Origin of the sequence: Streptomyces sp. NPDC051051 (assembly GCF_040682975.1) — a bacterium.
Taxonomy (GTDB): Bacteria; Actinomycetota; Actinomycetes; order Streptomycetales; family Streptomycetaceae; genus Streptomyces.
The window spans coordinates 94439-119730 of record NZ_JBFBCB010000012.1; the positions used below are offsets into that span (position 1 = coordinate 94439).

The window sequence follows — 25292 nt, forward strand, 5'->3', positions numbered from 1 at the left end:
CGGTCTCAGCTGACCGGACCAGGAAGGATCAACACCAGCAATGACCGACGAGAACACTCCCGTCACCCCTGAAGAGGGCGGCGACATCGTCATGCGCATCGAGCCCGTCGGGCTCGAGACGGAGATGCAGCGCTCGTACCTCGACTACGCGATGTCCGTCATCGTCTCGCGTGCGCTGCCGGACGTGCGGGACGGCCTCAAGCCCGTCCACCGCCGCGTCCTGTACGCCATGTACGACGGCGGCTACCGCCCCGAGCGCGGCTTCTACAAGTGCGCCCGCGTCGTCGGCGACGTCATGGGCAACTACCACCCGCACGGCGACTCCTCGATCTACGACGCGCTGGTCCGTCTCGCGCAGCCGTGGTCGATGCGCATGCCGCTCGTGGACTCCAACGGCAACTTCGGCTCGCCGGGCAACGACCCGGCGGCGGCCATGCGGTACACCGAGTGCAAGATGGCGCCGCTGTCGATGGAGATGGTCCGCGACATCGACGAGGAGACCGTCGACTTCACGGACAACTACGACGGCCGCTCCCAGGAGCCGACCGTCCTGCCGGCCCGCTTCCCGAACCTGCTGATCAACGGTTCGGCCGGTATCGCGGTCGGCATGGCGACCAACATCCCCGCGCACAACCTGCGTGAGGTCGCGGCCGGCGCCCAGTGGTACCTGGAGAACCCGGAGGCCTCGCACGAGGAGCTCCTGGACGCGCTGATCGAGCGCATCAAGGGCCCCGACTTCCCGACCGGCGCCCTCGTCGTCGGCCGCAAGGGCATCGAGGAGGCGTACCGCACGGGCCGCGGCTCCATCACCATGCGCGCGGTCGTCGAGGTCGAGGAGATCCAGAACCGCCAGTGCCTGGTGGTCACGGAGCTGCCCTACCAGGTCAACCCGGACAACCTCGCGCAGAAGATCGCCGACCTGGTGAAGGACGGCAAGATCGGCGGCATCGCGGACGTCCGTGACGAGACGTCCTCGCGCACCGGCCAGCGCCTGGTGATCGTCCTCAAGCGGGACGCGGTCGCCAAGGTCGTCCTGAACAACCTCTACAAGCACACGGACCTGCAGACCAACTTCGGCGCCAACATGCTGGCCCTGGTCGACGGCGTGCCGCGCACGCTCTCCCTGGACGCGTTCATCCGCCACTGGGTGACGCACCAGATCGAGGTCATCGTCCGCCGTACGAAGTTCCGGCTGCGCAAGGCCGAGGAGCGGGCGCACATCCTGCGCGGCCTGCTGAAGGCCCTGGACGCCATCGACGAGGTCATCGCGCTGATCCGGCGCAGCGACACCGTCGACATCGCGCGCACGGGTCTGAAGGACCTCCTGGAGATCGACGACATCCAGGCGAACGCCATCCTCGAGATGCAGCTGCGCCGCCTGGCCGCCCTGGAGCGCCAGAAAATCGTCCAGGAGCACGACGAGCTGCAGGCGAAGATCACGGAGTACAACGAGATCCTCTCCTCGCCGGTCCGCCAGCGCGGCATCGTCAGCGCCGAGCTGGCCGCGATCGTCGAGAAGTACGGCGACGACCGCAAGACCCAGCTGATCCCCTACGACGGTGACATGTCCATCGAGGACCTCATCGCCGAGGAGGACATCGTCGTCACCGTCACGCGCGGTGGTTACGTCAAGCGGACCAAGACCGACGACTACCGGGCGCAGAAGCGCGGCGGCAAGGGCGTGCGGGGCGCGAAGCTGAAGGAAGACGACATCGTCGACCACTTCTTCGTCTCCACCACGCACCACTGGCTGCTGTTCTTCACCAACAAGGGCCGCGTCTACCGGGCGAAGGCCTACGAGCTGCCCGACGCCGGGCGTGACGCGCGTGGACAGCACGTGGCGAACCTGCTGGCCTTCCAGCCGGACGAGGCGATCGCCGAGATCCTCGCGATCCGTGACTACGAGGCGGCGCCGTACCTGGTTCTGGCCACCAAGGGCGGTCTGGTCAAGAAGACGCCTCTGAAGGATTACGATTCGCCGCGTTCGGGCGGCGTCATCGCGATCAACCTGCGGGAGCGGGAGGACGGATCCGACGACGAACTGATCGGAGCCGAACTCGTCTCGGCCGACGATGATCTGCTGTTGATCAGCAAGAAGGCCCAATCGATCAGGTTCACCGCCTCGGACGACACTCTGCGCCCGATGGGCCGCGCCACCTCGGGCGTCAAGGGCATGAGTTTCCGTGCGAGTGACGAGCTGCTCTCGATGAATGTTGTTCGACCCGGTACGTTCGTGTTCACTGCCACAGACGGTGGGTACGCGAAGCGCACCAACGTCGACGAGTACCGCGTCCAGGGTCGCGGCGGCCTCGGCATCAAGGCCGCCAAGATCGTCGAGGACCGCGGCTCCCTCGTGGGCGCGCTGATCGTCGAGGAGACCGACGAGATCCTCGCCATCTCACTGTCCGGCGGTGTGATTCGTACGCGAGTCAACGAGGTCAGGGAGACGGGCCGTGACACCATGGGCGTCCAACTGATCAACCTGGGCAAGCGCGATGCCGTGGTCGGCATCGCACGTAACGCCGAGGCGGGGCGCGAGGCGGAGGAGGTCGACGGCGACATCGCCGTGGACGACATCGCCGAGGACGCCGCGACCAGCGGCACGGACGAGGGTGAGGCGCCCTCGACCGAGTAGCACGAGGAGTGAGTCATCGTGAGCGGAGCCACGGGCGCCGGTTCGGTCGGAACATCGGCCGGCACCTCTGCCGACCCTTCGACCGGCACCCCAGCCGGTACGGAAACGGACGGCGGCCGTGGCTCCGCCGCGGTGAAGAAGGACGCGCGTACGGCCGATGCGCAGGTGACGGATCCGCACACGACCAACCTCCAGGCGATCAAGTCGCCCGCGAAGGACTCGCACTCGCCCGACACGCATGGATCCCAGGGGGGAACTGTGACGGACACCCGAGGCCCGCAGACCCAGCAGTACGCCGCTGGAGCGGGTCAGGCCGGTGAGGCCCAGCAGGCCTCCCCGCTGCCCGGCGAACGCCAGGGACAGCAGCCCGGCGGGCCCTACCACCCGCCGCAGGCCTACTCGACCCCGGCCCCGGCCGGCGCGGTCCGCCGACCGCGCACCGGCGCCCGGACCACGCCCCGGGTGCGCAAGGCCCGGCTGCGCGTGGCGAAGGCCGACCCGTGGTCGGTGATGAAGGTCAGCTTCCTGCTCTCGATCGCGCTGGGCATCTGCACGATCATCGCGGCCGCCGTGCTGTGGATGGTCATGGACGCGATGGGCGTCTTCTCGACGGTCGGCGGCACGATCTCCGAGGCGACCGGCTCCAACGAGTCGAACGGCTTCGACCTCCAGTCCTTCCTCTCCCTGCCCAATGTGCTGCTGTTCACGGCGATCATCGCGGTCATCGACGTCGTTCTCGCGACGGCTCTCGCGACGCTCGGCGCGTTCATCTACAACCTCTCCGCGGGCTTCGTGGGCGGCGTCGAACTGACCCTCGCCGAAGACGAGTGACTTGGCCGCGCCGGCCGTTCCAAACCTCCGCCGCCCCTCCGGCGACAACCGATTTTGGGACTGCCCGCGTCGTGCGCTAATCTTCAGGAGTCAGCGCGCGGGACACACACCGCAAAGCGCGGCGGGGCTATAGCTCAGTTGGTTAGAGCGCATCCCTGATAAGGATGAGGCCACAGGTTCAAATCCTGTTAGCCCCACCAGCGAGAAGACCCCCAGTCGATATCGGCTGGGGGTCTTTGACATCCACGGCTGACATCAGCCGATGAGTGGATCTTCCAGAAGCTCGGCGAGCATCCCGACCGCTTCCCGTTCGCTGTCGCCGACCACGTGCGTGTAGACATCCATGGTCATGCTGATCTGGCTGTGCCGGAGGATTGCCTGGGCGACCTTGGGATGCACCTTCAGGAAGGCGAGCAGGGTCCCGCAGGTGTGCCGGGCGAGACGGACCGTGATCCGGCGCACACCGGCCCGCTTGACGAGCCTGTCGAAGGTACGGGAGAAGCCCACCGGGTCGATCATGCCGCCGTGCTCGGAGGAGAAGATCAGGTCCTGATCCGGCCCCTGGGACCAGTGCTCACCGGCGATCTTCCGTTCCAGCTCCTGGAGCTCCCGGCGCTCCTCGAGGACGCGAGCGCAGAACCCCGGGAGCGGGAGCACGGCCTGGGAGGATTCCGTCTTGAGGTCCTTGAGGACCAGGCCCACGCCTTTGACCCGCTGCACTTGCTTGACCGGGGTGAAGTGGCCGGCCTCGAAGTCGATGTCCTGCCAGCGGAGGCCGAGCACCTCGCTGCGGCGGAGGCCGAGGACCAGGACGAGGACACAGGCCGCGTAGAGGCGGTGAGCGCGGACCGAGCGAAGGAACGTGATCGCCTCCCGCGCGTTCCACGCCGTGCCCTTGTCCTTGGTCACCTTGGGCATGTCGACCAGCAGTGCGACGTTGCGCGTGATCAGCTCCTCGCGCATGGCCCGGTTGAGCGCGTTACGGAGGACGCGGAGCACCTCGAAGCGGGCCGAGGCGCCGACCTTCTCCCGCGTCAGTGTGGCCATGAAGGCGCGGATCTGAGCCGGGGTGAGCTTGACCAGTGGCTTCTTCCCGAGGTGAGGCATCAGGTGGAGCCGCACCTTGGACTCGTACTTGACGTACGTGTTGTGCTCGCGTTCCGGGGCGACGATGTGCTCCAGCCGGTAGGCCAGCCATTCGCCGAGCGTCCAGGACCGGGACGGCACGGGGATGCCGTTGCGCTCCTGGTCCTGGAGCTTGCCGAGTTTCTCGTTCGCCTCGTCCCAGGTGGCGCCGTAGACGTACTTCCGTACGCGATTGCCGTCCGTGTCGGTGACGTACGCGGCCCCCTGATAGCGGCCGTCCTTGCGCTTGGTGATGGTGCCCCCGCCGTTGGGGCGACGTTTGGCCATCAGGCAGCCTCTCCGATCCGGCTGGTGATGAAGTCGCGGACCGCGTCGCTCGGGATGCGCCGGCACCCGTCGACCTTGATGGAGACCAGGCGGTGAGTACGGATCAGGTCGTAGACCTTGGTCCGGCCGACCTTGAGCCGCGCCATCACCTCCGGCACGGTCAGCAGCTCCGGGACAGCGGAGGTCATACGGCAGCTCCTTCCAGGTCGAGCAGGGCGGGTAGTTCTTCGCAGGCGGTTTCGCGGTTGTGTTGGATGTCGCGGCGGATGTTGGCGGCGAGCCAGGATTCGCCGGGGGTGTGGCCGTGGCCGGCGTAGGTCCAGTGGGCGAGGGTCAGGGTGGTTGCCTCCGGGGCGTCGGGGTCGGGCAGGCCGAGGGCTTGGCGTTGCTGCCGGGCGCGGTAGTCGGCGCGGACCTGGCGGAGGGCGCCGAGGGTGGTGGAGTAGCGGCGGGACTTGGTGGAGAAGTGGCCGCGGAAGCCGAGCATGTGGGCCCAGTCGCGGAGCTTGCGGTCGGGGTAGAGGGCGTGGAGGTCGAGGCAGGCGGCGATGAGCCGGGCCGGGTGGTCGGGACGCCGAGGAGGGCGAGGGCCTCTTTGTTGCCGATGCGGCGGTCCACGGTGCCGGTGGTCTCGGCGGCTTTGGTGGCGTACTTGGCGAGGTAGGAGGCCACGGCCTGTTCGGTGATCTCCTCGCCGTCGCCGAGGGCCCGGATGGTGCGCACGTCGAGCTGGGTGCCCCAGCGCAGGGTGCGGGCGGGCTGGTCACCGGCCGGGGGCACGTCGACGGCGACGCGGTCGGCGGCAGCCCGGATGGCGTCGGTGAGGAGGTCGAGGGTGGCCCAGGCCGGGGGCGGGGAGTCCGGCCCGTCGGGTCCGTCGAAACGGATCACGGCATGGAAGTGCACGGCCCCGCGCTTTTGGTACTCGGCGACCTTGCCGAAGGAGACGCGGGACTGTTCGTGGGCGTCCTTCTGGGTGAGGTCGGCGCGGATGAGGTGGTAGGTGTCACCGGCGTAGGTCCAGGCGCAGGCGGGGCAGCGGGAGGCGCGGCGGTTGCCGCAGGCGATCCGGAGGCGTCCGCCGGGTTCGGTGTCGGTGGAGTAGTGGTGCAGAACGTGGCCGGTGGCGCGGTCGCGGGTGACGGTGGAGCCGTGCAGGTGGATGGGGGCGGCGCAGCCTCCGGTGCGGCGGAGCTGTTCCTGGAGGCGGTCGAAGCCGGTGGACCCGGCCAGCCTCAGCACGTCGGCGAGGGTGGCCGGGTCCAGGCCCGCCGCGGTGGCGGCATCGGTCACGCGTCACCGTCCGATGCGGGTCCGGTCATCTGGTCGAGGGCCGAGGCGGCCTCATCGGCGGCGCGGGCCAGGGCGCGCAGGACGTCGGCGGTGCCCGGCTGGGCGATGAGCGCGAGGTCGACGTCGCCACCACCGATACGGAGGCTGACGAAGCGGCCGCCATGGTCGGTGGGGCTGAACACGGTCACGCTGCTGGTGGTGTCGGGTTCGAGATGCGCCGAGGTGGTCAGGGACTTCACGTGGTCACCTCCCGGCGCGGACGAGGGCGGCGGGGAGGACGTGTCCGGTGCCCTTGCAGGACGGGCAGGGAAGGCGGAGGGTGGTGCGGGTGCCGTCGGAGTGGCGGGTGCCGGTGGTGATGGCGACGGCGGCGAAGCCGTCGCAGTCGCGGCAGATCGGCCGACGTGAGACGTGCTGGGGCATGATGGGGCTTCCCTTTCGGGTCCGTTGGGTCTGGAAGGTGGGAAGGCGCCCGGAGCGGCGGAAGTTTGGCGACCGAGGCCGCTCCGGGGGCCGTTCAGTTGTGGACGTTGCGCCTTCCGTGGCCCTTGACCGCGTACATCGCGGCGTCGGCGGCGCCGAGGGCGTGGGTGAGGGCGGGCACGGGCAGGTCGGTGCGGTGGCAGGCGCCGACCGAGGCGGAGACCGGCAGGAGGCTGCCGTCGTGCGGGACGGGCCGGGCCAGCGCGGTGTGCAGGGCGGCGAGGCCGGGGGTGTGGTCCGGGTCGGTGACGATGGCGGCGAACTCGTCTCCGCCGAGGCGGGCGGCGATGCCGTGGCGGCCGCACCAGTCGCGCAGGCGGCGGGCGGTCGCGGTGAGGACCGCGTCTCCGGCGGCGTGACCGTGGGTGTCGTTGACGGCCTTGAAGTCGTCCAGGTCGACCAGGAGGACCAGCGCGGAGCGGTGCCGGATGAGGAGGTGTTCGGCGCGGGCGGTCCATCCGGCGCGGGTGTGCAGGCCGGTCAGGGGGTCGCGGCGGGCGGCGGGCGAGGAGACCGCCGTGCACGGCCCAGCCGAGCGCGGGTAACGCGGCGGCGATCACGGTGTCCACGACTCTCACCGGCCCTTGTGCAGGTCGTTGACGAGCAGCCGCAGCACGACGGCGACCACGGCGACCGAGACGCCGGTGATGGCGACGGCCAGCAGGAGCGAGACCAGGACCGCGCCGACGACGAGGACCACGGCGCCTCCGCCGGCGGCGAGGGCGAGCGCGCTGCCGGGGGTGAGCTGGACGACTGGCCGGTGCGAGGCCGGGGCCGCGGGGACGGCCGGGGCCGGGGCGGGCTCGATGGGCGTCGGGGTGTGGACGGCCGGGACGGTGGCCGCCGGGGGCGGCGCCGTGTCGGGGCGCGGGTACTTGGGCGTGAGCATGGGGCTGGTCCCTTCTGCTACTTGACGACGGTGCTGACGGCGGGGGCGAGGAAGCTGTCGGCGACGAGGTAGCCGCCCAGGAGGAGCACGGCGATGAGCCACCACGGCGGGCGGGCGAGCTTGATGCCGAGCGCGCCGACGGCGAGCAGGGCGAGCCAGAGCGGAACGTCCACGGGGTTCTCCTAGGCCTTGCAGCGGTGGGAGCGGGCGGCGAGTTCGGCGGCGGCGCGGCTGGAGTAGTCGGCGCTGAAGCCGCAGCGGGGGGCGGTGCAGGCGGCGGTGTGGGTGTCGCGGCCGCGGCCGTCGTAGGAGGTGGCGACCTCGACGGGGCCGATGCGGATGCGGTCGCGGAAGCGGCGGCGAGCGGTCATGGCTGGTCTGTCCTTCCTGGTCAGGTGAGCTGGAGTTGTGCGGCGATGGCGTCGGTCATCGGGGCGGGCAGGCCGAGCCGGGCGGCGAGGACTTCGGCCGGCATGGGGACGCCGGTCGTCGCCCGGTGGGTGTCGGCGAGCTTGCGGGCGTGGTCCAGCAGCGCGGTCGGGACCGTCGGGGCCGCGGGGGCGGGCTCGAGTTCCGGCACGTCCGCGTCTGGGGGCGGGGCCGGGACGGGGGTGTCGGTGCGGTGTGTTTCGACTTCCGGCGCGGGAGTCTCCTCCACGGGCTGGGGGTGTGCGTCAGGGGCCGCAGGAGTGTGGACCGGGAGGGTTCCGCCGAGGAAGGCCAGGGCGGGCCATCCGGCGACGAGGATGCGCAGCCAGGCCGGGACGTCGGCCAGGTCGAGGAGTCCGGGTGTTGCTCGACGCGGGTTACGAGATCGACCACATGAAGGAAGTGCTGTTCGCCCGTGTCCCCACGGCCGACGAGGTAAGACTCCTCCAGCTGCCGCCGGGTGAACCTGTCGTCGAGTTGCATCGAACGACCTACACGGCCGCAGGCACGGTGGTTGAGTTCGCCATCGGTGTGCACGCGGCATCGCGCTTCGCCTGGGAGTACGACTTCAAGGTCCCGGACTCGGCGAAAGGCGAGGAGAGGCAGCCATGATCTCGGCACAGGCCTGGGCCGACGCGCGGAAGCTGTGGGACTACCACCAGATGGGCCACTCCCTGCGGCCATGCTCAGTGGCTATCGGCCTGGGCAGCCACGACCTGGGGGTGGCCGACACGGCGGTGGACCTGTACAAGGGCGGCATGGCTCCGCTGCTGCTCTTCACGGGAGCCACCAGCCCCACGACGCGGGAACGCATGCCGAGAGGTGAAGCCGTCCACTACCGCGAGCGGGCACTTGAACTCGGCGTCCCCGGCTCGGACGTACTCGTGGAACCGCGGGCCCGCAACACCGGAGAGAACATCCGCTTTTCCAGAGACGTACTGGAAGACGCCGGGGTGGACGTGTCCTCCGTGCTCCTGGTCAGCAAGCCGTACGAAGAGCGGCGGGCCTACGCAACAGCACGCAAGCTGTGGCCCGAAGTCGAGTTCGTCAGTGCCTCCACTCCGATGACGCTCGCCGAGTACGCCGACTCGATCCAGGATGCCCGCCTGGTCATGGACATGCTGGTGGGTGCCCTCCAGCGCTTGCTCATCTACCCGGAGCAGGGCTTCATGATCAGCCAGCCTGTACCCGACGACGTGAGCGAGGCCTACCAGCGCCTTTGCCATGAGGGCTTCACCAGTCGGCTACTCGCCTCTGACCGGCCTGTTGCCTGAGCTGTTACAGGTTTCTCTACCTCATCAAGCCCCGGCTGCGCTCCGCTCCGCCGGGCGCGCTCCCGGCTTCGCCACGGGCGCCGCTCCTGCCTTCGGCCCGCTCCGCCCGCGCTGCGCCGACGCGCGCTCACATGTGGATAGGGCCGGTAGCCATGAGTCGATCACCCCACACAACGCCCGCGGGTCAGAACAGTGCCTCCGGCGGGGGACCGGCCGGCACCGGGATGGAGGGGGCGCCGTTCCCGGCTGCGGGTTCGTAGTGGCGGGCGTGGGGTGCTTCCATCCCGCACGCCGTCGACCCAGGCAGAGCCGAGCAGACGCGGCCCATGGCGTCCAGGTCGTTCGTACAGTGGCGCGCTCCACCTGGACGCCATGAACCACGCCTGCTCCACGGTGTGTGGGTCGACGGCGTACGGGATGGAAGCTGGGGTGAGTGGTGGGTTGAGACTGGTTGCGGCCTTCGGGTGGGGATCGATCACCTACGGGCAGAAGGGCGGCCGCCGGACGACTGATCCACCGGACGGGCAGCTGCGGCGGCCATGAGGGCCAGCATCAGGGCGACCAGACCGACGATGATGTTGTTGACTATGGTCCTGGTCGTGCTGACGTCACCTGCCACAACCCACGGCGCAAAGATCGTCCACACGCTCAACACGCAAGCGCCCCAAGCCATGCTGTGTGAACGCTCGTATGCCCGGCCGAAGCCACCGCTCATGAGGAGGGCGTAGGCGATGCCGACGATCAGATTGTTGACCGCCAGGGTGGAGAAGTTGTTGAATCCCGCGATCCATGGTGAGGCTGCGAGATAGAGCCCCGTGATCAAGGCCATGGCCTCGACGGCTTGCGCCCTTGGGGTAGTCGCGACACGTTCGGCCATCTCGTGTCGATTGCGCATTGCGACGATGTCGGGATGGGTTTCCATGTCCGACCGGGGTTGAGTCGCCATTACACTTCCTCCGAATTGTCCGTTGTGTGACCTTTCTGAGGGCGAGTACCCCGTAGGAATGGAATAACCCTCCCGAGCGGCTGAGTCCGACGGCACCGCTGCAAGAGGGGCTTTGTCGGGCCGGGCAAGCCGCCGAGCGCTGGCCTGAGTGCCAGCCGCGAACCGCAACCGCGATAAGCCCTGGCTCCCGGCAGCACACCCCACCAGCGTCGTGAGCGCCTCGTTACGGTGCGGGCGCTGGTGAGATCATTTGCCAAGACCGCGTCCAGTGGCTGACATCAGCGGCTGACACCAACAAGCACGAATAGGGGCGGTCGGCGCCGGACCTCGGTGGATGATCGACCGAAGCGCAGAGCCGGTTGGCTAATGGCGACAACCTTGCATGATCGACCTGATAAGGATGAGGCCACAGGTTCAAATCCTGTTAGCCCCACCAGTACGAAGGCCCCCAACCGGTCAGGTTGGGGGCCTTCGGCGTGTTGGCGTGGGGTGGGGTCGGCGAGCCGTCGGGGAGGGGTGGGCGAGCCGGGTGTGGGTGCAGGGTGATGCCGGGCCGTGAGGCTCGGTCCGTGCCCTGAGCCCTGGGCACAGACCCCTGGCCCCCTGGCCCCCGGGCCCTCCGGGCCCTGAGCCGTGGAACTCGTGCTCGTGACTCGTCACTCATGACTCCGCACGGGGGTGCGGGAGCCGGAGATGTCAGGCGTGGGCATGGCGAAGGCCCGGTTGCTCCTGGGGAGCTGCCGGGCCTGCATCGTGCGGCTGTACGCAAGTTCGCCGTTACGTCGTGGTCGTGGCCGGGTGCGGCACGTGGTGCCGGGGCGTCAGCGCTGCAGGGGTGCGACGGGCTCGGCGGCGAGGTCGGTCTCGGTGTCGCACGAGGCCGTGAGGTCGTCCGGTTCCGTCTCGGGGAGCGGGCGCTGGCGGCAGTTGGGGGACTTTCCGTGGGCCTCGGCGTGGATGCGCTGCTTCATCGTGGGGGGCAGGGACCGGGCCAGTAGCCAGGACGCCCAGGGGGACACCGCCGGCACGTTCGCGGGTAGGGCGCTGTTGCTTTCGCCGCTGTTGCGCGTCGGCTCGCTCTGCGCTACCGCCGTCGTGGCGGTGGTCGTGATGAGTCCGAGCGCCGTGCAGAGCGCGAGGAAGGCGGTGATGAAGGCGGTCCAAAGCTTCGTGATCCGGTTGTCGGTCATGGCCCCTCACTTTCGGGTCGGGCGATTTGCGTACTTTCCTCATGATGTGTATGCGGGGCGCGAAGTGGTGGACCGACGCCCGCAGCGTGGCGTTGTTCCGATGAACACCACTCGGATGGGTGCAAGAGGGTCGATAACTCATCGAAGGCGGACTAAGTGACTGTCCGTGCGGGCGTGATCACCCTCTGGCCCGAGGGTGTGATCCTCTGCCGCGGCCCTGCCTACAGGGCTGTCGAGGGCGGGAGTTGGAGGGTCGACGCAGGTCACCGATCGGTATCGGCCGGTGTGTATAGTCGGGCGCCAGAGGTCCCCTACGTCAAGGAAAGACGAGGTCGCGCGGTGAAGAAGCTTCTCCTGGTCGCACTGGCCGCCATCGGCGGGCTCCTCGTGTACCGCCAGATCCAGGCGGATCGCGCCGAGCAGGATCTGTGGACGGAGGCGACTGACTCCGTGCCCACGGGTTCGTGAGTACCGACACCGAATACTGATCAGGCCCCGACCGCTCCGTGCGGTCGGGGTTTTGTGTTGCGGGGGAGGCCGACCCCGGTTAGGGGCGGCAGGGCTGCCGTTTCGGACGTTCGTGCGGGATGCGGGGGCGGCGCCCGGGCCGGCAGGGCAGGATGGCCCACGGCCGGGTCCGGACAGGACCGCTGCCGGCGAGGTCGAGGGGGCGTGTGATGGGCCGGCGTACGGGGTGGACGACCGCACTGCGCGAGGTCGTGGCGCGGTCGGCCGTCGGGCGGGTCGTGGCCGTGGCGGCGGTGTTCTGTGTGGCCTCGGCCGGGCTGCCGGGGACCGCGGCCCAGGCCGCGGGCGCGGCGGACGCACCGGCCTACGCGTTCGACCGGAGCGCCCGCGCTGTCACCGCCGCCGGCGGCACCGCCGACGCCGTGCGCCTGGAGCCGGGCGTCACGTACCGCAGTGCCCTCGCGGACCGCGAGAAGGCCTACTACCGGCTGGAACTCGACGACGCCTCGAACGCGTACGTCTCCGTCACGGCCGTCCCGCGCCCCGGCGCCGCGCTCGCCGGCGGCGACGGCGTCAAGGTCGCCGTGCAGAACACCGACGGCAGCAGCTGCTCCTACGACACCGTGACCGTGGGCGCCTCCACGGACCCGCACCCGATCACCGCCTGGGGGGCGCGCGAGATCCTGGCGGGCAAGGGCCTGTGCCAGGAGGCCGGCACCTACTTCCTCGTGGTCGAGCGCACCGAGACCAGCACCAGCACCGGGGCCGGGCAGCCCTGGGAGCTGGAACTGGCACCCGTGTCCGAGCCGCCGGCGGCCGGCGGCGGTGCGACGAGCGTGCCCGGCGCGTGGGACTCCGCCACGCCCGCGCCCCTCGTCGCGGAACCCGTCGACCGTCCGGGCGGCGGCGGCTTCTCCGGCGCGACCGCCGTGGGGCAGGGTGTCTGGCGGGACCGGATCGTCCCCGGACAGACCCTCTACTACAAGGTGCCCGTCGACTGGGGACAGCAGCTGTACGCCACCGTCGACCTGGGCAGCGCGGGCACGGACTCCGGATTCGTGGTCCCCGCCCTCGACCTGACGGTCTACAACCCGGTGCGCGCCGAGATCGCCGGCACGAGCATCGGCTACGGGGGCACCCAGAAGTCGACCTCTCTGCCCCCGCTGCCGCCGGTCCGCTACGCCAACCGGTACGCCCCCACGGACCCGGCCCAGAGCCTGCGGTTCGCGGGTTTCCACTACCTCGCCGTGTACCTCTCGGCGCACGTCGCCGAACGCTTCGGTGAGGGGCCCTACGACGTGAAGCTGCGCGTCCGGATCGGCGGGACCGCACAGCCCGGACCGGGGTACGACGGCCGGTCGGTGCCGGGCGGTGTCTTCGAGACCGGCGCGCGGAGCGGGCGGGACGCCCCGGCCGGCGGTACGGCCGACGGGGGTGGCGGTGCCGGGGGTGACGGCGCGATGGCGGCGGTCGCCGTGGGCGGCATCGGTACCGGCAGCGCGCTGTTGCTGGTGCTCGGCGTGTGGACGGTGACGGCCAGGCGCCGCACCGCCGTTCAGATCCGGGCCAGCGCCCAGAACCCGACGGCGTAGCAGGCCAGGGCCAGCAGCAGGAGGGGCAGCGCGACCTTGGCGGGCGGCCCGGGCCGCCGGGCTGCTTTCGCTCGGCGGTGACCACGGCGGCGGGCGAGCTCCGGCGGTCCCGGAGCAGGGTCTGCGGGAGGCGGAGCCTGGGGGTCCTGAGCGGTGTAGGACGCGGTGGAGGTGTCGACACGCCGGGCGGACGAGGGCCGGGAAGGCAGTACGAAGGTGGACTCGCTCGGGGCGCCACGGAGCGGGGCCTGCCCGGAGGCCGTGCCCGGGTGCAGGGGAGGCGGCAGGTGGAAGCTGCCGGTGTCCGACAGGGAGTGGACGGGGTCGGTGGACGAGGTGTCACGCCGCTGACGTGGATCGTCGGCGTCGGAGACGTGCGGTGGAGCCTCCGGCGCCGGGAAGCCCTCCGCCCCCGGCCCGCCGGACAGAGACGACCCGGGCGGTAAGGCGCCGGTCCCGTGCGGTACGGCACCCGCAGCCGGCCCCGGTCCGGCCTGAGGCACGGGCGGCCACCGCGGCGGCACCGGAGGTCGCACGACGGGGGGACCTGGGGGCGGGGTGGTGGGTGGTGCGGCGGGCGGGGCCGGGGCCCCGGACGTCACGGAACCCGTGCCTGGCCGCGTCGGCAGGGGATCCCGGCCCGGTTCGCCGGGAGTGGGCCCCGTGGTGTCCCGCTGCGGGGGCACCCGCCCGAAGGACGAGGCCCCCGCGACGCCCGGCGCCGGTTTCGAGGGGCCCTGTGGTCCGAAGCCCTCCGGCAGCGGCCCGAGTTGGTCGAAGATCTCGATCTGCTCGTCGTCCGGGCCGGGCTCGGGAAGCAGCTCGGCGGCCACGGCCAGTGCCTTGCGCGCCCCCGTCGCGGTGCGGAAGCGGGCTTCGGGGTCCGGTTGCAGCAGCGTGGCCACGACCTGCCACAACGGATCGGGGACACCTCTGGGCGCGCCCGGAGTTCCGTGCTCCGCGAAGTACTGGAGGAGGGCCTTGGCGTCCGGCTTGGCGCCCTCCAGGAGGTACAGGGCGACGAGGCCGACGGCGAAGAGATCGGCGGGGAAGTCGGGTTCGGCGCCCATCATCTGTTCGGGGGCGAGGTAGCCGGGTGTTCCCACCACGAGGTTGGTCTCGGTCAGGCGTGGTTCGCCGAACCGCATCGCGATGCCGAAGTCGGACAGCCGCAGCCGTGGGCGGGCCGTCCCGGTGGCTTCCAGCAGGATGTTGGCGGGCTTGATGTCACGGTGGACGACGCCCTCCGCATGGACCGCGGAGAGTCCGGACAGCAGTTGGTCGAGGAGGGTGCAGACGAACAGGGGAGGCAGTGGGCCGTAGTCGCCCACGAGGTGGACCAGGGAACCGCCGGTGACCAGGTCCATGGTGAACAGGACCTTGTCGTCGTCCGCGGCCCAACTGGCGGGGGCGAGGACGTGGGGATGGTCGATGCGCAGCGCCTGCTCGCGGACGAAGCGGAGCAGTGCGTGGGCGTCGCTCTGCTGGAGCACCTTGGCGGCGACGTAACGGCGGCGGCGATGGTCCCAGGCGCGCCAGACGGCGCCGACTCCTCCGCGGCCGATCGGATCGGCGAGTTCGTACCGTGCGGCGAAGACCTCACCCATGGTGGTGCGTCGCTCCTCCCCGTCGGGATTCCCCCTGCTGTCCCCTCGCTACCCGGTGATGAGTGATACGACCCCCGTGGCCCGTCACGATCCGGCTCGCGTCATCCCCCGGTGAAGAGCGGCACTTCCGCGCCCCTCGCGGTCCTGCACTGTGCCGTCGGCCCGGTCGCCGAACCCCCTTCGGTCACCGGGCCCGGTGCTCAGTTCTGGTGGGACTGGTAGTGCGCCACGGCGTCCGAGGTGCGGCCGGCGCCGTAGACCTTGAGGAACTCTGCCAGTTCCGGGTGGGTCGGGGCGAGGGTGTCGGCCGCGTCGATGATGTCACCGGCGGCGGCCACCGAGCGCAGCAGCGACTGGATCTCGCGGACGACCCGCTTGACCGTGGGCGCCCCCGAACCGCTCGTCGTCTGTGTGGTGTTGCTGAGCACCGATCCCCCTTGCGACCGCTTGATCTCGTCCATGCGCTCGGTCGCCTCGGCGGCGCTGACGCTGCCGTCCGCGACCTGGGCCGCCAGTTCCTGCAGCAGCTGTACCCGCTGTACGACCGCCGGGTTGCCGATCTTCGCCCGCTGCCCGCTCATCAGCTGGGACAGCATCGGCGCCGACAACCCCAGCACTCCCGCGAGACGAGCCTGGTTGAGACCGAGGTCGTCTATGAGCTTACGGAAGAGCGCCCCCAGCGGCTCCCCGTACCAGTTCCGCTGCAGTTCCCGCGCTCTCGCGGTTGCTTCCTGCTGTGCGGCGTCCATGTGCGTCTCCCCATCGCTTCCCCAAGAAACCGCGGTTCGCTGTCGCGAACCACGCCGAGCATCTTACGGAGAGTGGTCATCCGCGGGGACCCCCAATCTTTTTGCGAGATACGGGGGGTGACCCGGTACTCTGGTCGTCGGCGCCCGCCGGGATCGTCTCCTCCGGCCGGACGCTTCCCCATGAGGGGCCTTAGCTCAGTTGGTAGAGCGCTGTCTTTGCATGGCAGATGTCAGGGGTTCGACTCCCCTAGGCTCCACATCGAAAGAGCCCCTCCGTCCGGTGACCACCGGACGGAGGGGCTCTTCTTCGTGCGACCCCGCGGATCCCTGGAGCGACGGGCCCCTGGATCCTCGGGGCTGTTTCACGTGAAACGTGGGCGGAGAGGCTCAGCCGCGGTCCTCGCGGTTCGACGTCTCCTCGTCCTCCTTCGCCTGCACCTCGGGGTCGAGGGCCGAGGCGTCACCGCTGCCGTCGACCGACGTCAGACCGCCCGCGGCGGGTACCTCGGTGGCGGCGGGGGGCTCGACCAGCCAGTCGGGGTTGGCCTGCTTGTCCCACCACTTCCAGGCGGCGAAGGCGCCCCCGGCCACGACGCCGGCCACCGCCAGTGCCTTGGCGAGCTTGCCCGCCCTGGCGCGGCGGCGATGCTTGCGCACCAGCTTCTCGATCTCCCTCGGCGTCACCTGACCGCGCAGGGCGGCCAGCGCGGCGACGCTGCGGGCGGCGGCCTCGCTCTTCACGGGCCCGGCCGCGGCCACCGCCTGTTCGATCTTCGGCCGGGAGTACTCGGCGGCCTGCCGGGCGGCCAGGCGCGTACGGAGGGCCGCTTCATGAGCGGCCTGGTCGACCTTCGGCGGGACATGCGCCAACGCCTGTTCCAAGCGGGGCGCCACAAGGGCGTCGTACTGGACGCGGGCCTGTTCGGCGGCCTGCGTCACTTTGGGCGCGAGCCGTACGCGGGCCTCGTGCGCGTAGAGCGCGGCCCTTTCCTTGGCCGTGTCGGCGTAGGGCGCCACCACTTCCGCGGCGTGCAGCACGCTGTCCTTCGCCGAACCGGTCGCGGCGCGCACGCTGTCGATGCGGGTCACGGGTTCCTCCTCCTCGGTGGCGTACGGTATTTCGACTTTCCACCCTTTTACGGATCATGCCTGTCGACAGCCTCTGGGGCATGCGCGGACGGGCATACGGGTGCCGGACGCCCGAGTTGTCTTGATCGGATCCATGAGCGGGTGAATACGGGGCAACGGGAACTTGTCGTCGACAATGCCACGGATCGGCCCGGCTTGCCCCCGTCTCGGGCGGGACAGGCGCTTTTCCGTACGTGAAGTGGGCGGTTCCTGCGCACGGGACGCGGCCGGGCGACGGTCCGCCCCGGGCGTGCGAGGATCGGTGGGTCACACGAAGACAACGGAAGGCAGACCGTGGCCGAGCAGCTCTACGCCACCCTGAAGACCAACCACGGCGACATCGAGGTCCGGCTCTTCCCGGACCACGCGCCCAAGACGGTCAAGAACTTCGTCGACCTCGCCACCGGGGGCCGGGAGTGGGTCCACCCCGCCACTGGCGAGAAGTCCTCGGCCAAGCTCTACGACGGCACGGTCTTCCACCGGGTGATCAGCGGATTCATGATCCAGGGCGGTGACCCGCTGGGCAACGGCACCGGTGGGCCCGGCTACCAGTTCGAGGACGAGTTCCACCCGGACCTGCGCTTCGACCGGCCGTATCTGCTGGCGATGGCCAACGCCGGCCCGGGCACCAACGGCTCGCAGTTCTTCATCACCGTCTCCCCGACGGCCTGGCTGACCCGCAAGCACAGCATCTTCGGCGAGGTCACCGACCCGGCGAGCCAGAAGGTCATCGACGCGATCGCGGGCACCCAGACCAATCCGCGCACCGACCGCCCGCTGAAGGACGTCGTCATCGAGTCGGTCGTCGTCGAGAAGCGGTAGCCCTGATCCGCGCTTGAGCGCGCGGCACCGGGCCGGTCGGCGTCCGGTGCCCCGTGGGAACCATTTGCCCCGCTCGTCCGTAGGGACGGTCGGGGCACAGCCTTGTTCACGACGAGATCGGGGGAGCCCATGGATCAGGCGCCAGGCAGTCGGCCGGACGACGCGCAGAGTGGTCTGCCGGTCTGTTACCGGCATGCGGGTCGTGAGACCGGCGTGCGCTGCACGCGTTGTGAGCGCCCGATCTGCCCCGAGTGCATGGTGAGCGCCTCCGTCGGCTTCCAGTGTCCGGAGTGCGTGCGGAACGGCTCCGGCACGGGCCACGCACCGGACGCGAACCGGCCCCGCACCCTCGCGGGCGGGACCGTCGCGGCCGATCCGCGGCTGCTCACGAAGATCCTGATCGGGATCAACCTGGCGGTCTTCCTCGCTGTCCAGGTGCGGTCGTCGTTGCTGGGCGACCTGGTGCTCGTCGGCCAGTGGCCCCCGGCGCCGTTCGGCGCCACCCAGGGGGTCTCCGAGGGCGAGTGGTACCGGCTCTTCACCTCGATGTTCACGCACGAGGCCATCTGGCACATCGCCTTCAACATGCTGAGCCTGTGGTGGCTCGGCGGCCCGTTGGAAGAGGCCTTGGGGCGTGTCCGCTACCTGGCCCTCTACCTGCTCTCCGGACTCGCGGGCAGCGCCCTGACCTATCTGCTGGCCTCACCGAGCAGCGGTTCGCTCGGTGCCTCCGGCGCCGTCTTCGGGCTTTTCGGCGCCACCGCGGTGCTGATGCGCCGCATGCGGCACGACATGCGGCCGATCATCGCCCTGTTGGTGATCAACCTGATCTTCACCTTCGGATGGAGCAACATCGCCTGGCAGGCCCACATCGGTGGCCTGGTGGCGGGCGTGGTCATCGGGGTCGCCATGGTCCACGCCCCGCGCGATCGCCGCTCTCTCGTGCAGTACGGCACCTGCGCCCTCGTACTGGCCGTGATCGTGGTCGTCACGCTCCTGAGGACCGCCCAGCTCACCTGAGCACAACTCGGGACCTGCGTTGTCCACAGCGTGTGCCCGATCTTGTGCACACGGTGCGGGAACAACTGTGCCCCCTGCCATCGACCAGCTTTTCCGCAGGTCAGGCAGGGGGCGAACAAGTTTTCGGTTGCTGGCCGTTCGTCATACCGGCGTCAACATCCGGAAGGTTATCCACAGATGGTCGTTCTTTTTCCCCACTGTGGAAAAGGGTTGTGGATAACTCGGTGGATACCCCTGGGCAGAGGTGCTCCGCCGGCTACTTCCACTGGGTGGAGACACCGAAGCCGGCGGCGATGAAGCCGAAGCCGACCACGATGTTCCAGTTGCCCAGGGCGTCGATGGGCAGTGATCCGTCGGTCACGTAGAACACGACGATCCAGGCGAGTCCGATGAGGAACATGGCCAGCATCACCGGCGCGACCCAGGCACGGCTGTTGAGCTTGATGGCGGTCGCCTGCTTTGCGGGCGGCGGCGTGTAGTCGGCCTTCTTGCGGATACGTGACTTCGGCACGAGGGTCTCTCCTGTCGATGCGCTGCGTGGCCGCGCAGGGTACTGGGTCGGGCTCGGGTCGGCGTACAAGGGGACACTGACCGCTCCCCCGGGCGTCCGTTAGCGTAGTGCTTCTACGGCGCCGAAGGAGATAAGGGTACGTTGAGCAATTCTGCCGACTTCCCCGGGACGGGTTCAACGGGTTCCTCTCCCGGCCACCGTCCGCGCTTCCGGCCGGTCCGTGTGCTCACCGCCGGTGTCTTCGCCCTCGCGGGTCTCATCTTCTTCACCAGCTTCGACACCGCCAAGGGCACCAACATCCGCACGGACACCTCGCTGCTGAAGCTGTCCGACCTCATCCAGGAACGCAGTCACAAGAACGGCGAGCTGGACGAGTCCAACGCGGCCCTGCGCGACGAGGTCGAGTCACTGGCCGAGGCCGACGACGGAAGCACCCTGGCCGAGGACGAGAAACTGGCCCGGCTCGAGGACGCTGCGGGCACCCAGAAGGTCAAGGGCCGGGCGGTCACGGTCACGCTCAACGACGCCCCGCCGAACGCCACCGCCAAGCTCCCCGGCTATCCGGAGCCCCAGCCCGACTACCTGGTCATCCACCAGCAGGACCTCCAGGCCGTGGTGAACGCCCTGTGGCAGGGCGGCGCCGAGGGCATCAAGGTCATGGACCAGCGGCTGATCTCCACCAGCGCGGTGCGCTGTGTGGGCAACACCCTGATCCTCCAGGGCCGCGTCTACTCCCCGCCGTACAAGATCCAGGCGGTCGGGGACCCCGAGAAGCTCCAGCAGGCGCTCGCCGACTCCCTGGCGATCCAGAACTACATGGTGTACGTCAACGTCTACGGGCTCGGCTGGAAGGTCACCGAGGACGGCACGGTGACGCTGCCCGGCTACTCGGGCACAGTGGATCTGCACTACGCGAAGCCGGTGGAGTAGGCCCACCCCGCGGCCTGGTTTCACGTGGAACATGCCGGTGCTCGCGGGGACGGCGACCGTATCCCTGAAACAGTGCCCCCGGACGTCGAGGTGATCGGCCCTGCGCCACGTAAGTCGGGGTAGACGCGTCCCGGACGCCATGCGACGCCGACCACGTGCCGGCCCGGGTGGGGCACGGTCGCCGGCTGATCGTCCGGGCGCATCCGGCCTCCACACAGCCTGTGGAGGCAGGCGAACCGAAGGCCCTGCGCCGCTAGTCTGGTGACGTACGGCGTGAGTCTGGTGCCGTGGTGCGACGGAAGGGACGGCATGTACGGCTGGATCTGGCGGCATCTGCCGGGAAACGCGTTGGTGAAGGCGCTGATCTCGATCGTGCTGGTTCTGGCCGTGGTGTATGCCCTCTTCCAATACGTCTTCCCGTGGGCCGAACCGCTGCTTCCCTTCAACGATGTGACGGTGGACAACCAGTGAGCGCGCGCATTCTCGTCGTCGACAACTACGACAGCTTCGTCTTCAACCTGGTCCAGTACCTGTACCAGCTGGGTGCCGAGTGCGAGGTCCTGCGCAACGACGAGGTGTCGACGGCGCACGCGCAGGACGGCTTCGACGGCGTCCTGCTGTCGCCGGGCCCCGGCACCCCGGAGGAGGCCGGCGTCTGCGTGGACATGGTCCGCCACTGCGCGAGCACCGGCGTGCCCGTCTTCGGCGTCTGCCTGGGCATGCAGTCGATGCAGGTGGCGTACGGCGGTGTGGTGGACCGGGCGCCGGAGCTGCTGCACGGCAAGACCTCGCTGGTGGAGCACGGCGGCAAGGGCGTCTTCGCCGGTCTGCCCTCGCCCTTCACGGCGACCCGCTACCACTCGCTCGCGGCCGAGCCGGCGACGGTCCCGGCCGAGCTGGAGGTCACGGCCCGCACCCAGGACGGCATCGTCATGGGTCTGCGCCACCGTGAACTGCCCGTCGAGGGAGTGCAGTTCCACCCGGAGTCGGTGCTCACCGAGCACGGGCACCTGATGTTGGCCAACTGGCTGGTGGAGTGCGGCGACCAGGGTGCCGTGGCGAGGTCGGCGGGGCTCGCTCCGGTGGTGGGCAGGGCCACGGCGTGACCGCGGTGCGCCCCGAGCGTGAGGATCATCTGTACGGCGGCACGCCGTACGAGCCTCCCATCGACGAGGAGACGGTGGCGCTGCGGATACCGCAGTCGCCCGGGTCCGCGTTCGGCGGCGATTCCCTGTCCGCTTCTGGAGCCTCGACGGCCCCTCCTGTCACGGCAACCCCGGCGGGAGGCCGGGCGACCCGCAGAAAGGCCGCCAAGGGCCGCCACGGGCGTCACGGGGGGCACGGTGACCACGACAGCCAGGGCGGATCCGGTGGCCCTGAGGGTCCGTCGGGAACGGCGGCGCGGCCCCTCTCGCGGGTGGAGGCCCGTCGGCAGGCGCGGGCCCGCAAGCCGAGCGCGGCGGTCGTCGCCAGCCGGGCGGTCGGCGAGGTGTTCATCACCACCGGTGTGCTGATGCTCCTCTTCGTCACCTACCAGCTGTGGTGGACGAACGTCCGGGCGCACGCGCAGGCGGACAGGGAGGCCAGCAGCCTCCAGGACGACTGGGCGAGCGGCAAGCGCAACCCCGGCACCTTCTCGCCGGGACAGGGCTTCGCCATCCTGCACATCCCGAAGCTGGACGTGGTGGTGCCGATCGCCGAGGGCATCAGCAACAAGAAGGTGCTCGACAAGGGCATGGTCGGGCACTACGGCGAGGACGCGCTGAAGACGGCCATGCCCGACGCGAAGACCGGCAACTTCGGGCTCGCCGGCCACCGCAACACGCACGGCGAGCCGTTCCGGTACATCAACAGGCTCCAGCCCGGCGACGCGATCGTCGTCGAGACGCAGGACGAGTACTACGTCTACAAGATGGCGTCGATGCTCCCGGTGACCTCGCCGAGCAACGTGAGCGTCCTCGAACCCGTGCCGCCGGGATCCGGATTCACCGGACCGGGCCGGTACATCACGCTGACGACGTGCACGCCGGAGTTCACCAGCAAGTACCGGCTGATCGTCTGGGGCAAGATGGCCGAGGAGCGACCGCGCAGCAAGGGCAAGCCGGATGCGCTCGTCGAGTAGGCGTGCAGTCGAGTAGGGGCAGAGTGAACGTGGCAGCGACCACCGGCGACACCGAGCACGAAGAGCACAGCGGCACGCGGGGCGCCGCCGCCCCGCCCCCGCGGCGGCGCGGTGGACGGATCGCGCAGGCGGTCAGCTTCTTCGGTGAACTCCTCATCACGGCCGGGCTGGTGCTCGGTCTGTTCGTCGTCTACTCCCTGTGGTGGACCAACGTGGTCGCCGACCGCAAGGCCGACCGTCAGGGCGACAAGGTCCGCGACACCTGGGCGCAGGAGGCCGGTCCGGGTGAGCTCGACACCAAGGAGGGCATCGGTTTCCTGCACGTGCCCGCCCTGGGCGACGGCGAGGTCCTGGTCGAGAAGGGCACCACGTCGAAGATCCTCAACGACGGCGTCGCCGGCTACTACACCGACCCCGTCAAGGCCACGCTCCCGACCAGCGGCAAGGACGGCAACTTCGCCCTCGCCGCCCACCGCGACGGCCACGGCGCCAAGTTCCACGACATCGACAAGCTCGACGAGGGCGATCCGATCGTCTTCGAGACCAAGGACAACTGGTACGTCTACAAGGTGTACGCCGTCCTGCCCGAGACCTCGAAGTACAACGTCGAGGTCCTCGGCGCGGTCCCGAAGGAGTCCGGGAAGAAGAAGGCCGGCAAGTACATCACCCTGACCACCTGCACCCCCGTCTACACGAGCCGCTACCGCTACGTGGTGTGGGGCGAACTGGACCGCGTGGAGAAGGTGGACGCGGAGCGGACGCCGCCGGCGGAGCTGCGCTGAGGCCGGGCCCCAGCCCTGCTGAGTCATGAGCAAAGGCCTCGGGCCCTGCCGGATCATCCGTCCGGCAGGGCCCGAGGCCTTTCGCGTGGTGCGGCGGCTATCCGGCCCCGCCGAAGAAGCCGCCCCCTCCGTCGTTGCCCCCGTTGTTCCCGCCGCCGCCGAAGGTGACCAGGTTGACCGTCTGGCCCTTGTTCACCGTGCTGCCCGGCGCCGGGTCGGAGCTGATGACGGTGGCGTTGTCGTCGTCGACGGTGACGTTGCCGACGTTCAGGCCCGCGTCCTGGAGCGCCTTCTTGGCGTCCTTCAGCTTCATGCCCTGGAGGTTGCCCGGAACCTGCACCTGCTGGTTCTCGGGTGCCTTGCCGATCTGGATCTGGACCTGGGAACCCTTCGTGGCCTTCGAGTTGGCCGACGGTGTGGTCGAGATGACCTTGCCGACCAGGTTCTGGTCCTGGGTCTCGACCTCGGTGCAGTTGCCGACCAGGTTGTTGGCCTGCATCTGGGCCTTGGCCTGGTCACAGCTCTGGTTGAGGACGTCGGGGACGGTCGCCTTGTCCTCGGCCTTGGCGATGACGAGGGTGACCTTGGAGCCCTTCTCGACCTCGGAACCCAGCTTCGGGTCCTGGTCCAGGACAGTGCCGGGCTCCTCCGTGGAGATCTCGTTCTTGGTCTCGACGACCAGCTGGTACTGGTCGCCCTCGAGGATCGACTTGGCGTCGTCGAGGCTCTTGCCGAGGACACTCGGCACGGCGACCTTCGGCGCCCCCGTGGACACCACCAGGTTGACGGCGGACTTCTTGTCGACCTCGGTCTCGGGGTCGGGGTCCTGGTCGCAGATGTTGCCCTTGGCCTGGTCCTCGCAGGGCTTCTGTGTGACGGTCCCGACCTTGAGGTCGACGTTGGCCAGCTGCTGGGTGGCCTCGGCCTGGGTCTTCCCGATGAGGGTGGGCACGGTCACCGTGTCGTTGCCCGTGCCGTCACCGCTGAAGATCCACTTCCCGATCAGGATCGCGCCCACGAGAACCAGCACGGCGGCGACGACCAGCAGGATCGTCGAGGTGTTGGACTTCTTCTGGCGGCGCCGGTCCGGGCGGTCGTCGTAGCCGAAGCCGCCGCCGTCCGGGTTCACCGGGGGCATCATCGAGGTGGCGCCGCCGTCCGTGGAGCGCAGCGCGGTGGTCGGCTGGTCGTCCGGGTAGCCGCCGTAGCCGACCGAGCCCATGGCCGCCGTGGCCGCGACGGGCTGGCCGTCGAGGCAGGCCTCGATGTCGGCGCGCATCTCGTCGGCGGACTGGTAGCGGTAGTCGGGGTCCTTGACGAGGGCCTTCAACACGATCGCGTCCATCTCGGGCGTGATCTCGGGGTCGAAGACGCTGGGCGCCTGGGGTTCCTCGCGGACGTGCTGGTAGGCGACCGCGACCGGGGAGTCGCCGACGAACGGCGGCCGTACGGTCAGCAGTTCGTACAGCAGGCAGCCCGTGGAGTACAGGTCGGAGCGGGCGTCGACCTGCTCGCCCTTGGCCTGCTCCGGGGAGAGGTACTGGGCGGTGCCGATCACGGCCGAGGTCTGCGTCATCGTCATGCCGGAGTCGCCCATGGCGCGGGCGATGCCGAAGTCCATGACCTTGACCTGGCCGTTGCGCGTCAGCATGACGTTCGCCGGCTTGATGTCGCGGTGCACGATGCCGGCGCGGTGCGAGTACTCCAGGGCCTGGAGGATGCCGATGGTCATCTCCAGCGTCCGCTCCGGCAGCAGCTTGCGGCCGGAGTGGAGCAGCTCGCGGAGTGTGGAGCCGTCGACGTACTCCATGACGATGTACGGGATCGAGACCCCGTCGATGTAGTCCTCGCCCGTGTCGTAGACCGCGACGATCGCAGGGTGGTTGAGCGAGGCGGCCGACTGGGCCTCCCGGCGGAACCGGGCCTGGAAGGAAGGATCGCGCGCGAGGTCCACGCGCAGCGTCTTCACCGCCACGGTGCGGCCGAGGCGGATGTCATGCGCGAGGTAGACCTCGGCCATGCCACCACGGCCGAGCACGTGGCCCAGCTCGTACCGGCCGCCGAGGCGACGCGGCTCTTCCATAGCTACCTACCAGCCCTCTCCGTCGGTCCCGACCGGCACACGTGTGCGGTCGGCGGCTGCCGCCCGGGCATACCGTACCCGGACGGCACTGTGTG

At 69.8% G+C, this 25292-nt stretch carries 27 protein-coding genes, 2 tRNA genes and 4 pseudogenes; 16 read left to right on the forward strand and 17 right to left on the reverse strand.

All coding sequences use genetic code 11. The features are described 5' to 3' along the window. Window positions 1-40: 40 nt before the first annotated feature. The 3 genes from gyrA to AB0N31_RS12290 all read left to right on the forward strand — a co-directional run bounded on the left by gyrA (window position 41) and on the right by AB0N31_RS12290 (window position 3666). On the forward strand, window positions 41-2635 hold the full coding sequence (gene gyrA, locus AB0N31_RS12280; RefSeq protein ID WP_366058289.1) for a DNA gyrase subunit A: 2595 nt from the start codon (window positions 41-43) through the stop codon (window positions 2633-2635). 18 nt (window positions 2636-2653) lie between these two features. Beyond that, window positions 2654-3466, forward strand: a complete 813-nt coding sequence (locus AB0N31_RS12285; protein WP_366058290.1) for a DUF3566 domain-containing protein — start codon at window positions 2654-2656, stop codon at window positions 3464-3466. A 123-nt stretch (window positions 3467-3589) separates the two neighbouring features. Next, window positions 3590-3666 (forward strand) — tRNA-Ile (locus AB0N31_RS12290). A 55-nt stretch (window positions 3667-3721) separates the two neighbouring features. On the opposite strand, the gene AB0N31_RS12295 is transcribed toward AB0N31_RS12290, so the two are convergent. The 10 genes and pseudogenes from AB0N31_RS12295 to AB0N31_RS12340 form a co-directional block, all read right to left on the reverse strand. After that, window positions 3722-4879, reverse strand: coding sequence for a tyrosine-type recombinase/integrase (locus tag AB0N31_RS12295; RefSeq protein WP_366058291.1), 1158 nt, complete (start codon window positions 4877-4879; stop codon window positions 3722-3724). Further along, complete coding sequence (locus AB0N31_RS12300; RefSeq protein ID WP_366058292.1) at window positions 4879-5067, reverse strand: helix-turn-helix domain-containing protein; 189 nt, start codon at window positions 5065-5067, stop codon at window positions 4879-4881. Before AB0N31_RS12300 ends, AB0N31_RS12295 begins: the two co-directional genes overlap by 1 nt. Then, window positions 5064-6172 (reverse strand): annotated as a pseudogene (locus AB0N31_RS12305) (replication initiator). Before AB0N31_RS12305 ends, AB0N31_RS12300 begins: the two are co-directional and overlap by 4 nt. Then, a complete protein-coding gene (locus tag AB0N31_RS12310) occupies window positions 6169-6411 on the reverse strand; it encodes a hypothetical protein (protein ID WP_366058293.1) in 243 nt (80 codons plus the stop codon). The pseudogene AB0N31_RS12305 and the gene AB0N31_RS12310 overlap by 4 nt, the downstream one beginning before the upstream one ends. 4 nt (window positions 6412-6415) lie before the next feature. Further along, window positions 6416-6595, reverse strand: coding sequence for a hypothetical protein (locus AB0N31_RS12315; protein ID WP_366058294.1), 180 nt, complete (start codon window positions 6593-6595; stop codon window positions 6416-6418). 94 nt (window positions 6596-6689) lie between these two features. Then, a complete protein-coding gene (locus AB0N31_RS12320; RefSeq protein ID WP_366058341.1) occupies window positions 6690-7139 on the reverse strand; it encodes a GGDEF domain-containing protein in 450 nt (149 codons plus the stop codon). A 90-nt stretch (window positions 7140-7229) separates the two neighbouring features. After that, the gene (locus AB0N31_RS12325) at window positions 7230-7544 is read right to left on the reverse strand and encodes a SpdD protein (protein WP_366058295.1); all 315 of its coding nucleotides are present in this window, start codon (window positions 7542-7544) and stop codon (window positions 7230-7232) included. A gap of 17 nt (window positions 7545-7561) precedes the next feature. Then, a complete protein-coding gene (locus AB0N31_RS12330; protein WP_366058296.1) occupies window positions 7562-7717 on the reverse strand; it encodes a hypothetical protein in 156 nt (51 codons plus the stop codon). Window positions 7718-7726: 9 nt separating this feature from the next. Beyond that, window positions 7727-7915 (reverse strand): mobile element transfer protein, encoded by a 189-nt coding sequence (locus tag AB0N31_RS12335; protein WP_366058297.1) that lies wholly within the window; start codon window positions 7913-7915, stop codon window positions 7727-7729. 20 nt (window positions 7916-7935) lie between these two features. After that, window positions 7936-8340: pseudogene (locus AB0N31_RS12340) on the reverse strand (SpdA protein); the annotation flags it as partial. Between AB0N31_RS12340 and AB0N31_RS12345 the strand changes: the two are divergent. Both AB0N31_RS12345 and AB0N31_RS12350 read left to right on the forward strand, forming a co-directional pair. After that, window positions 8307-8585, forward strand: a pseudogene (locus tag AB0N31_RS12345) (UTRA domain-containing protein); the annotation flags it as partial. The pseudogenes AB0N31_RS12340 and AB0N31_RS12345 sit on opposite strands and share 34 nt — an antisense overlap. After that, entirely contained in the window at window positions 8582-9247 is a 666-nt protein-coding gene (locus AB0N31_RS12350; RefSeq protein WP_366058298.1) for a YdcF family protein, read from the forward strand. The pseudogene AB0N31_RS12345 and the gene AB0N31_RS12350, both read left to right, overlap by 4 nt. 475 nt (window positions 9248-9722) lie before the next feature. Here the strand turns inward: AB0N31_RS12350 and AB0N31_RS12355 are convergent, their stop codons facing one another. After that, complete coding sequence (locus AB0N31_RS12355) at window positions 9723-10193, reverse strand: SPW repeat protein (RefSeq protein WP_366058299.1); 471 nt, start codon at window positions 10191-10193, stop codon at window positions 9723-9725. An 821-nt stretch (window positions 10194-11014) separates the two neighbouring features. Next, complete coding sequence (locus AB0N31_RS12360; RefSeq protein WP_366058300.1) at window positions 11015-11383, reverse strand: DUF6344 domain-containing protein; 369 nt, start codon at window positions 11381-11383, stop codon at window positions 11015-11017. 339 nt (window positions 11384-11722) lie between these two features. Between AB0N31_RS12360 and AB0N31_RS12365 the strand changes: the two genes are divergently transcribed. Together AB0N31_RS12365 and AB0N31_RS12370 are read left to right on the forward strand one after the other, a co-directional pair. Then, on the forward strand, window positions 11723-11851 hold the full coding sequence (locus tag AB0N31_RS12365; RefSeq protein ID WP_003999697.1) for a DLW-39 family protein: 129 nt from the start codon (window positions 11723-11725) through the stop codon (window positions 11849-11851). A gap of 209 nt (window positions 11852-12060) precedes the next feature. Continuing rightward, on the forward strand, window positions 12061-13443 hold the full coding sequence (locus AB0N31_RS12370) for a hypothetical protein (protein ID WP_366058301.1): 1383 nt from the start codon (window positions 12061-12063) through the stop codon (window positions 13441-13443). On the opposite strand, the gene AB0N31_RS12375 is transcribed toward AB0N31_RS12370, so the two are convergent. Together AB0N31_RS12375 and AB0N31_RS12380 are read right to left on the reverse strand one after the other, a co-directional pair. After that, window positions 13407-15050, reverse strand: a complete 1644-nt coding sequence (locus AB0N31_RS12375) for a protein kinase (RefSeq protein WP_366058302.1) — start codon at window positions 15048-15050, stop codon at window positions 13407-13409. The two genes, AB0N31_RS12370 and AB0N31_RS12375, sit on opposite strands and share 37 nt — an antisense overlap. A gap of 200 nt (window positions 15051-15250) precedes the next feature. Beyond that, window positions 15251-15799, reverse strand: coding sequence for a DNA-binding protein (locus AB0N31_RS12380; RefSeq protein WP_363087691.1), 549 nt, complete (start codon window positions 15797-15799; stop codon window positions 15251-15253). 184 nt (window positions 15800-15983) lie between these two features. On the opposite strand from AB0N31_RS12380, the gene AB0N31_RS12385 reads away from it, so the two are divergent. Then, a tRNA-Ala gene (locus tag AB0N31_RS12385) sits at window positions 15984-16056 on the forward strand. 130 nt (window positions 16057-16186) lie between these two features. On the opposite strand, the gene AB0N31_RS12390 is transcribed toward AB0N31_RS12385, so the two are convergent. Beyond that, window positions 16187-16888: a DUF5324 family protein gene (locus AB0N31_RS12390; RefSeq protein ID WP_366058303.1), complete on the reverse strand. Its 702-nt coding sequence runs from the start codon at window positions 16886-16888 to the stop codon at window positions 16187-16189. A 333-nt stretch (window positions 16889-17221) separates the two neighbouring features. Here AB0N31_RS12390 and AB0N31_RS12395 point away from each other — a divergent pair, with 333 nt between their 5' ends. Beyond that, window positions 17222-17749 carry a peptidylprolyl isomerase gene (locus AB0N31_RS12395; protein ID WP_366058304.1) on the forward strand — a complete coding sequence of 176 codons (528 nt, stop codon included), beginning with the start codon at window positions 17222-17224 and terminating at the stop codon, window positions 17747-17749. A 129-nt stretch (window positions 17750-17878) separates the two neighbouring features. Beyond that, window positions 17879-18769 (forward strand): rhomboid family intramembrane serine protease, encoded by an 891-nt coding sequence (locus AB0N31_RS12400; protein WP_366058305.1) that lies wholly within the window; start codon window positions 17879-17881, stop codon window positions 18767-18769. Window positions 18770-19025: 256 nt separating this feature from the next. Here AB0N31_RS12400 and crgA read toward each other — a convergent pair whose 3' ends face one another. Then, complete coding sequence (gene crgA / locus AB0N31_RS12405) at window positions 19026-19280, reverse strand: cell division protein CrgA (protein WP_086767093.1); 255 nt, start codon at window positions 19278-19280, stop codon at window positions 19026-19028. A gap of 141 nt (window positions 19281-19421) precedes the next feature. Here crgA and AB0N31_RS12410 point away from each other — a divergent pair, with 141 nt between their 5' ends. The 6 genes and pseudogenes from AB0N31_RS12410 to AB0N31_RS12435 all read left to right on the forward strand — a co-directional run bounded on the left by AB0N31_RS12410 (window position 19422) and on the right by AB0N31_RS12435 (window position 23114). Further along, window positions 19422-20210 carry a DUF881 domain-containing protein gene (locus AB0N31_RS12410; RefSeq protein WP_366058306.1) on the forward strand — a complete coding sequence of 263 codons (789 nt, stop codon included), beginning with the start codon at window positions 19422-19424 and terminating at the stop codon, window positions 20208-20210. 54 nt (window positions 20211-20264) lie between these two features. Further along, window positions 20265-20467: pseudogene (locus AB0N31_RS12415) on the forward strand (class E sortase); the annotation flags it as partial. Between the two features lie 16 nt (window positions 20468-20483). After that, on the forward strand, window positions 20484-20681 hold the full coding sequence (locus AB0N31_RS12420) for a hypothetical protein (protein ID WP_366058307.1): 198 nt from the start codon (window positions 20484-20486) through the stop codon (window positions 20679-20681). Beyond that, window positions 20678-21316 (forward strand): aminodeoxychorismate/anthranilate synthase component II, encoded by a 639-nt coding sequence (locus tag AB0N31_RS12425; RefSeq protein ID WP_366058308.1) that lies wholly within the window; start codon window positions 20678-20680, stop codon window positions 21314-21316. The genes AB0N31_RS12420 and AB0N31_RS12425 overlap by 4 nt, the downstream gene beginning before the upstream one ends. After that, window positions 21313-22332, forward strand: a complete 1020-nt coding sequence (locus AB0N31_RS12430) for a class E sortase (protein WP_366058309.1) — start codon at window positions 21313-21315, stop codon at window positions 22330-22332. Before AB0N31_RS12425 ends, AB0N31_RS12430 begins: the two co-directional genes overlap by 4 nt. Window positions 22333-22361: 29 nt before the next feature. Further along, entirely contained in the window at window positions 22362-23114 is a 753-nt protein-coding gene (locus AB0N31_RS12435) for a class E sortase (protein ID WP_366058342.1), read from the forward strand. A 97-nt stretch (window positions 23115-23211) separates the two neighbouring features. On the opposite strand, the gene pknB is transcribed toward AB0N31_RS12435, so the two are convergent. Then, a complete protein-coding gene (gene pknB, locus AB0N31_RS12440) occupies window positions 23212-25197 on the reverse strand; it encodes a Stk1 family PASTA domain-containing Ser/Thr kinase (RefSeq protein ID WP_366058310.1) in 1986 nt (661 codons plus the stop codon). Between the last annotated feature and the right edge of the window lie 95 nt (window positions 25198-25292).

Excerpts from the sequence above, each read along its gene's own strand:
- gyrA (WP_366058289.1), top strand. The coding sequence starts at position 41 with ATGACCGACGAGAACACTCCCGTCACCCCTGAAGAGGGCGGCGACATC.
- AB0N31_RS12295 (WP_366058291.1), bottom strand. The coding sequence starts at position 4,879 with ATGGCCAAACGTCGCCCCAACGGCGGGGGCACCATCACCAAGCGCAAG.
- AB0N31_RS12300 (WP_366058292.1), bottom strand. The coding sequence starts at position 5,067 with ATGACCTCCGCTGTCCCGGAGCTGCTGACCGTGCCGGAGGTGATGGCG.
- AB0N31_RS12315 (WP_366058294.1), bottom strand. The coding sequence starts at position 6,595 with ATGCCCCAGCACGTCTCACGTCGGCCGATCTGCCGCGACTGCGACGGC.
- AB0N31_RS12325 (WP_366058295.1), bottom strand. The coding sequence starts at position 7,544 with ATGCTCACGCCCAAGTACCCGCGCCCCGACACGGCGCCGCCCCCGGCG.
- AB0N31_RS12335 (WP_366058297.1), bottom strand. The coding sequence starts at position 7,915 with ATGACCGCTCGCCGCCGCTTCCGCGACCGCATCCGCATCGGCCCCGTC.
- AB0N31_RS12350 (WP_366058298.1), top strand. The coding sequence starts at position 8,582 with ATGATCTCGGCACAGGCCTGGGCCGACGCGCGGAAGCTGTGGGACTAC.
- AB0N31_RS12355 (WP_366058299.1), bottom strand. The coding sequence starts at position 10,193 with ATGGCGACTCAACCCCGGTCGGACATGGAAACCCATCCCGACATCGTC.
- AB0N31_RS12360 (WP_366058300.1), bottom strand. The coding sequence starts at position 11,383 with ATGACCGACAACCGGATCACGAAGCTTTGGACCGCCTTCATCACCGCC.
- AB0N31_RS12370 (WP_366058301.1), top strand. The coding sequence starts at position 12,061 with ATGGGCCGGCGTACGGGGTGGACGACCGCACTGCGCGAGGTCGTGGCG.
- AB0N31_RS12375 (WP_366058302.1), bottom strand. The coding sequence starts at position 15,050 with ATGGGTGAGGTCTTCGCCGCACGGTACGAACTCGCCGATCCGATCGGC.
- AB0N31_RS12380 (WP_363087691.1), bottom strand. The coding sequence starts at position 15,799 with ATGGACGCCGCACAGCAGGAAGCAACCGCGAGAGCGCGGGAACTGCAG.
- AB0N31_RS12400 (WP_366058305.1), top strand. The coding sequence starts at position 17,879 with ATGGATCAGGCGCCAGGCAGTCGGCCGGACGACGCGCAGAGTGGTCTG.
- pknB (WP_366058310.1), bottom strand. The coding sequence starts at position 25,197 with ATGGAAGAGCCGCGTCGCCTCGGCGGCCGGTACGAGCTGGGCCACGTG.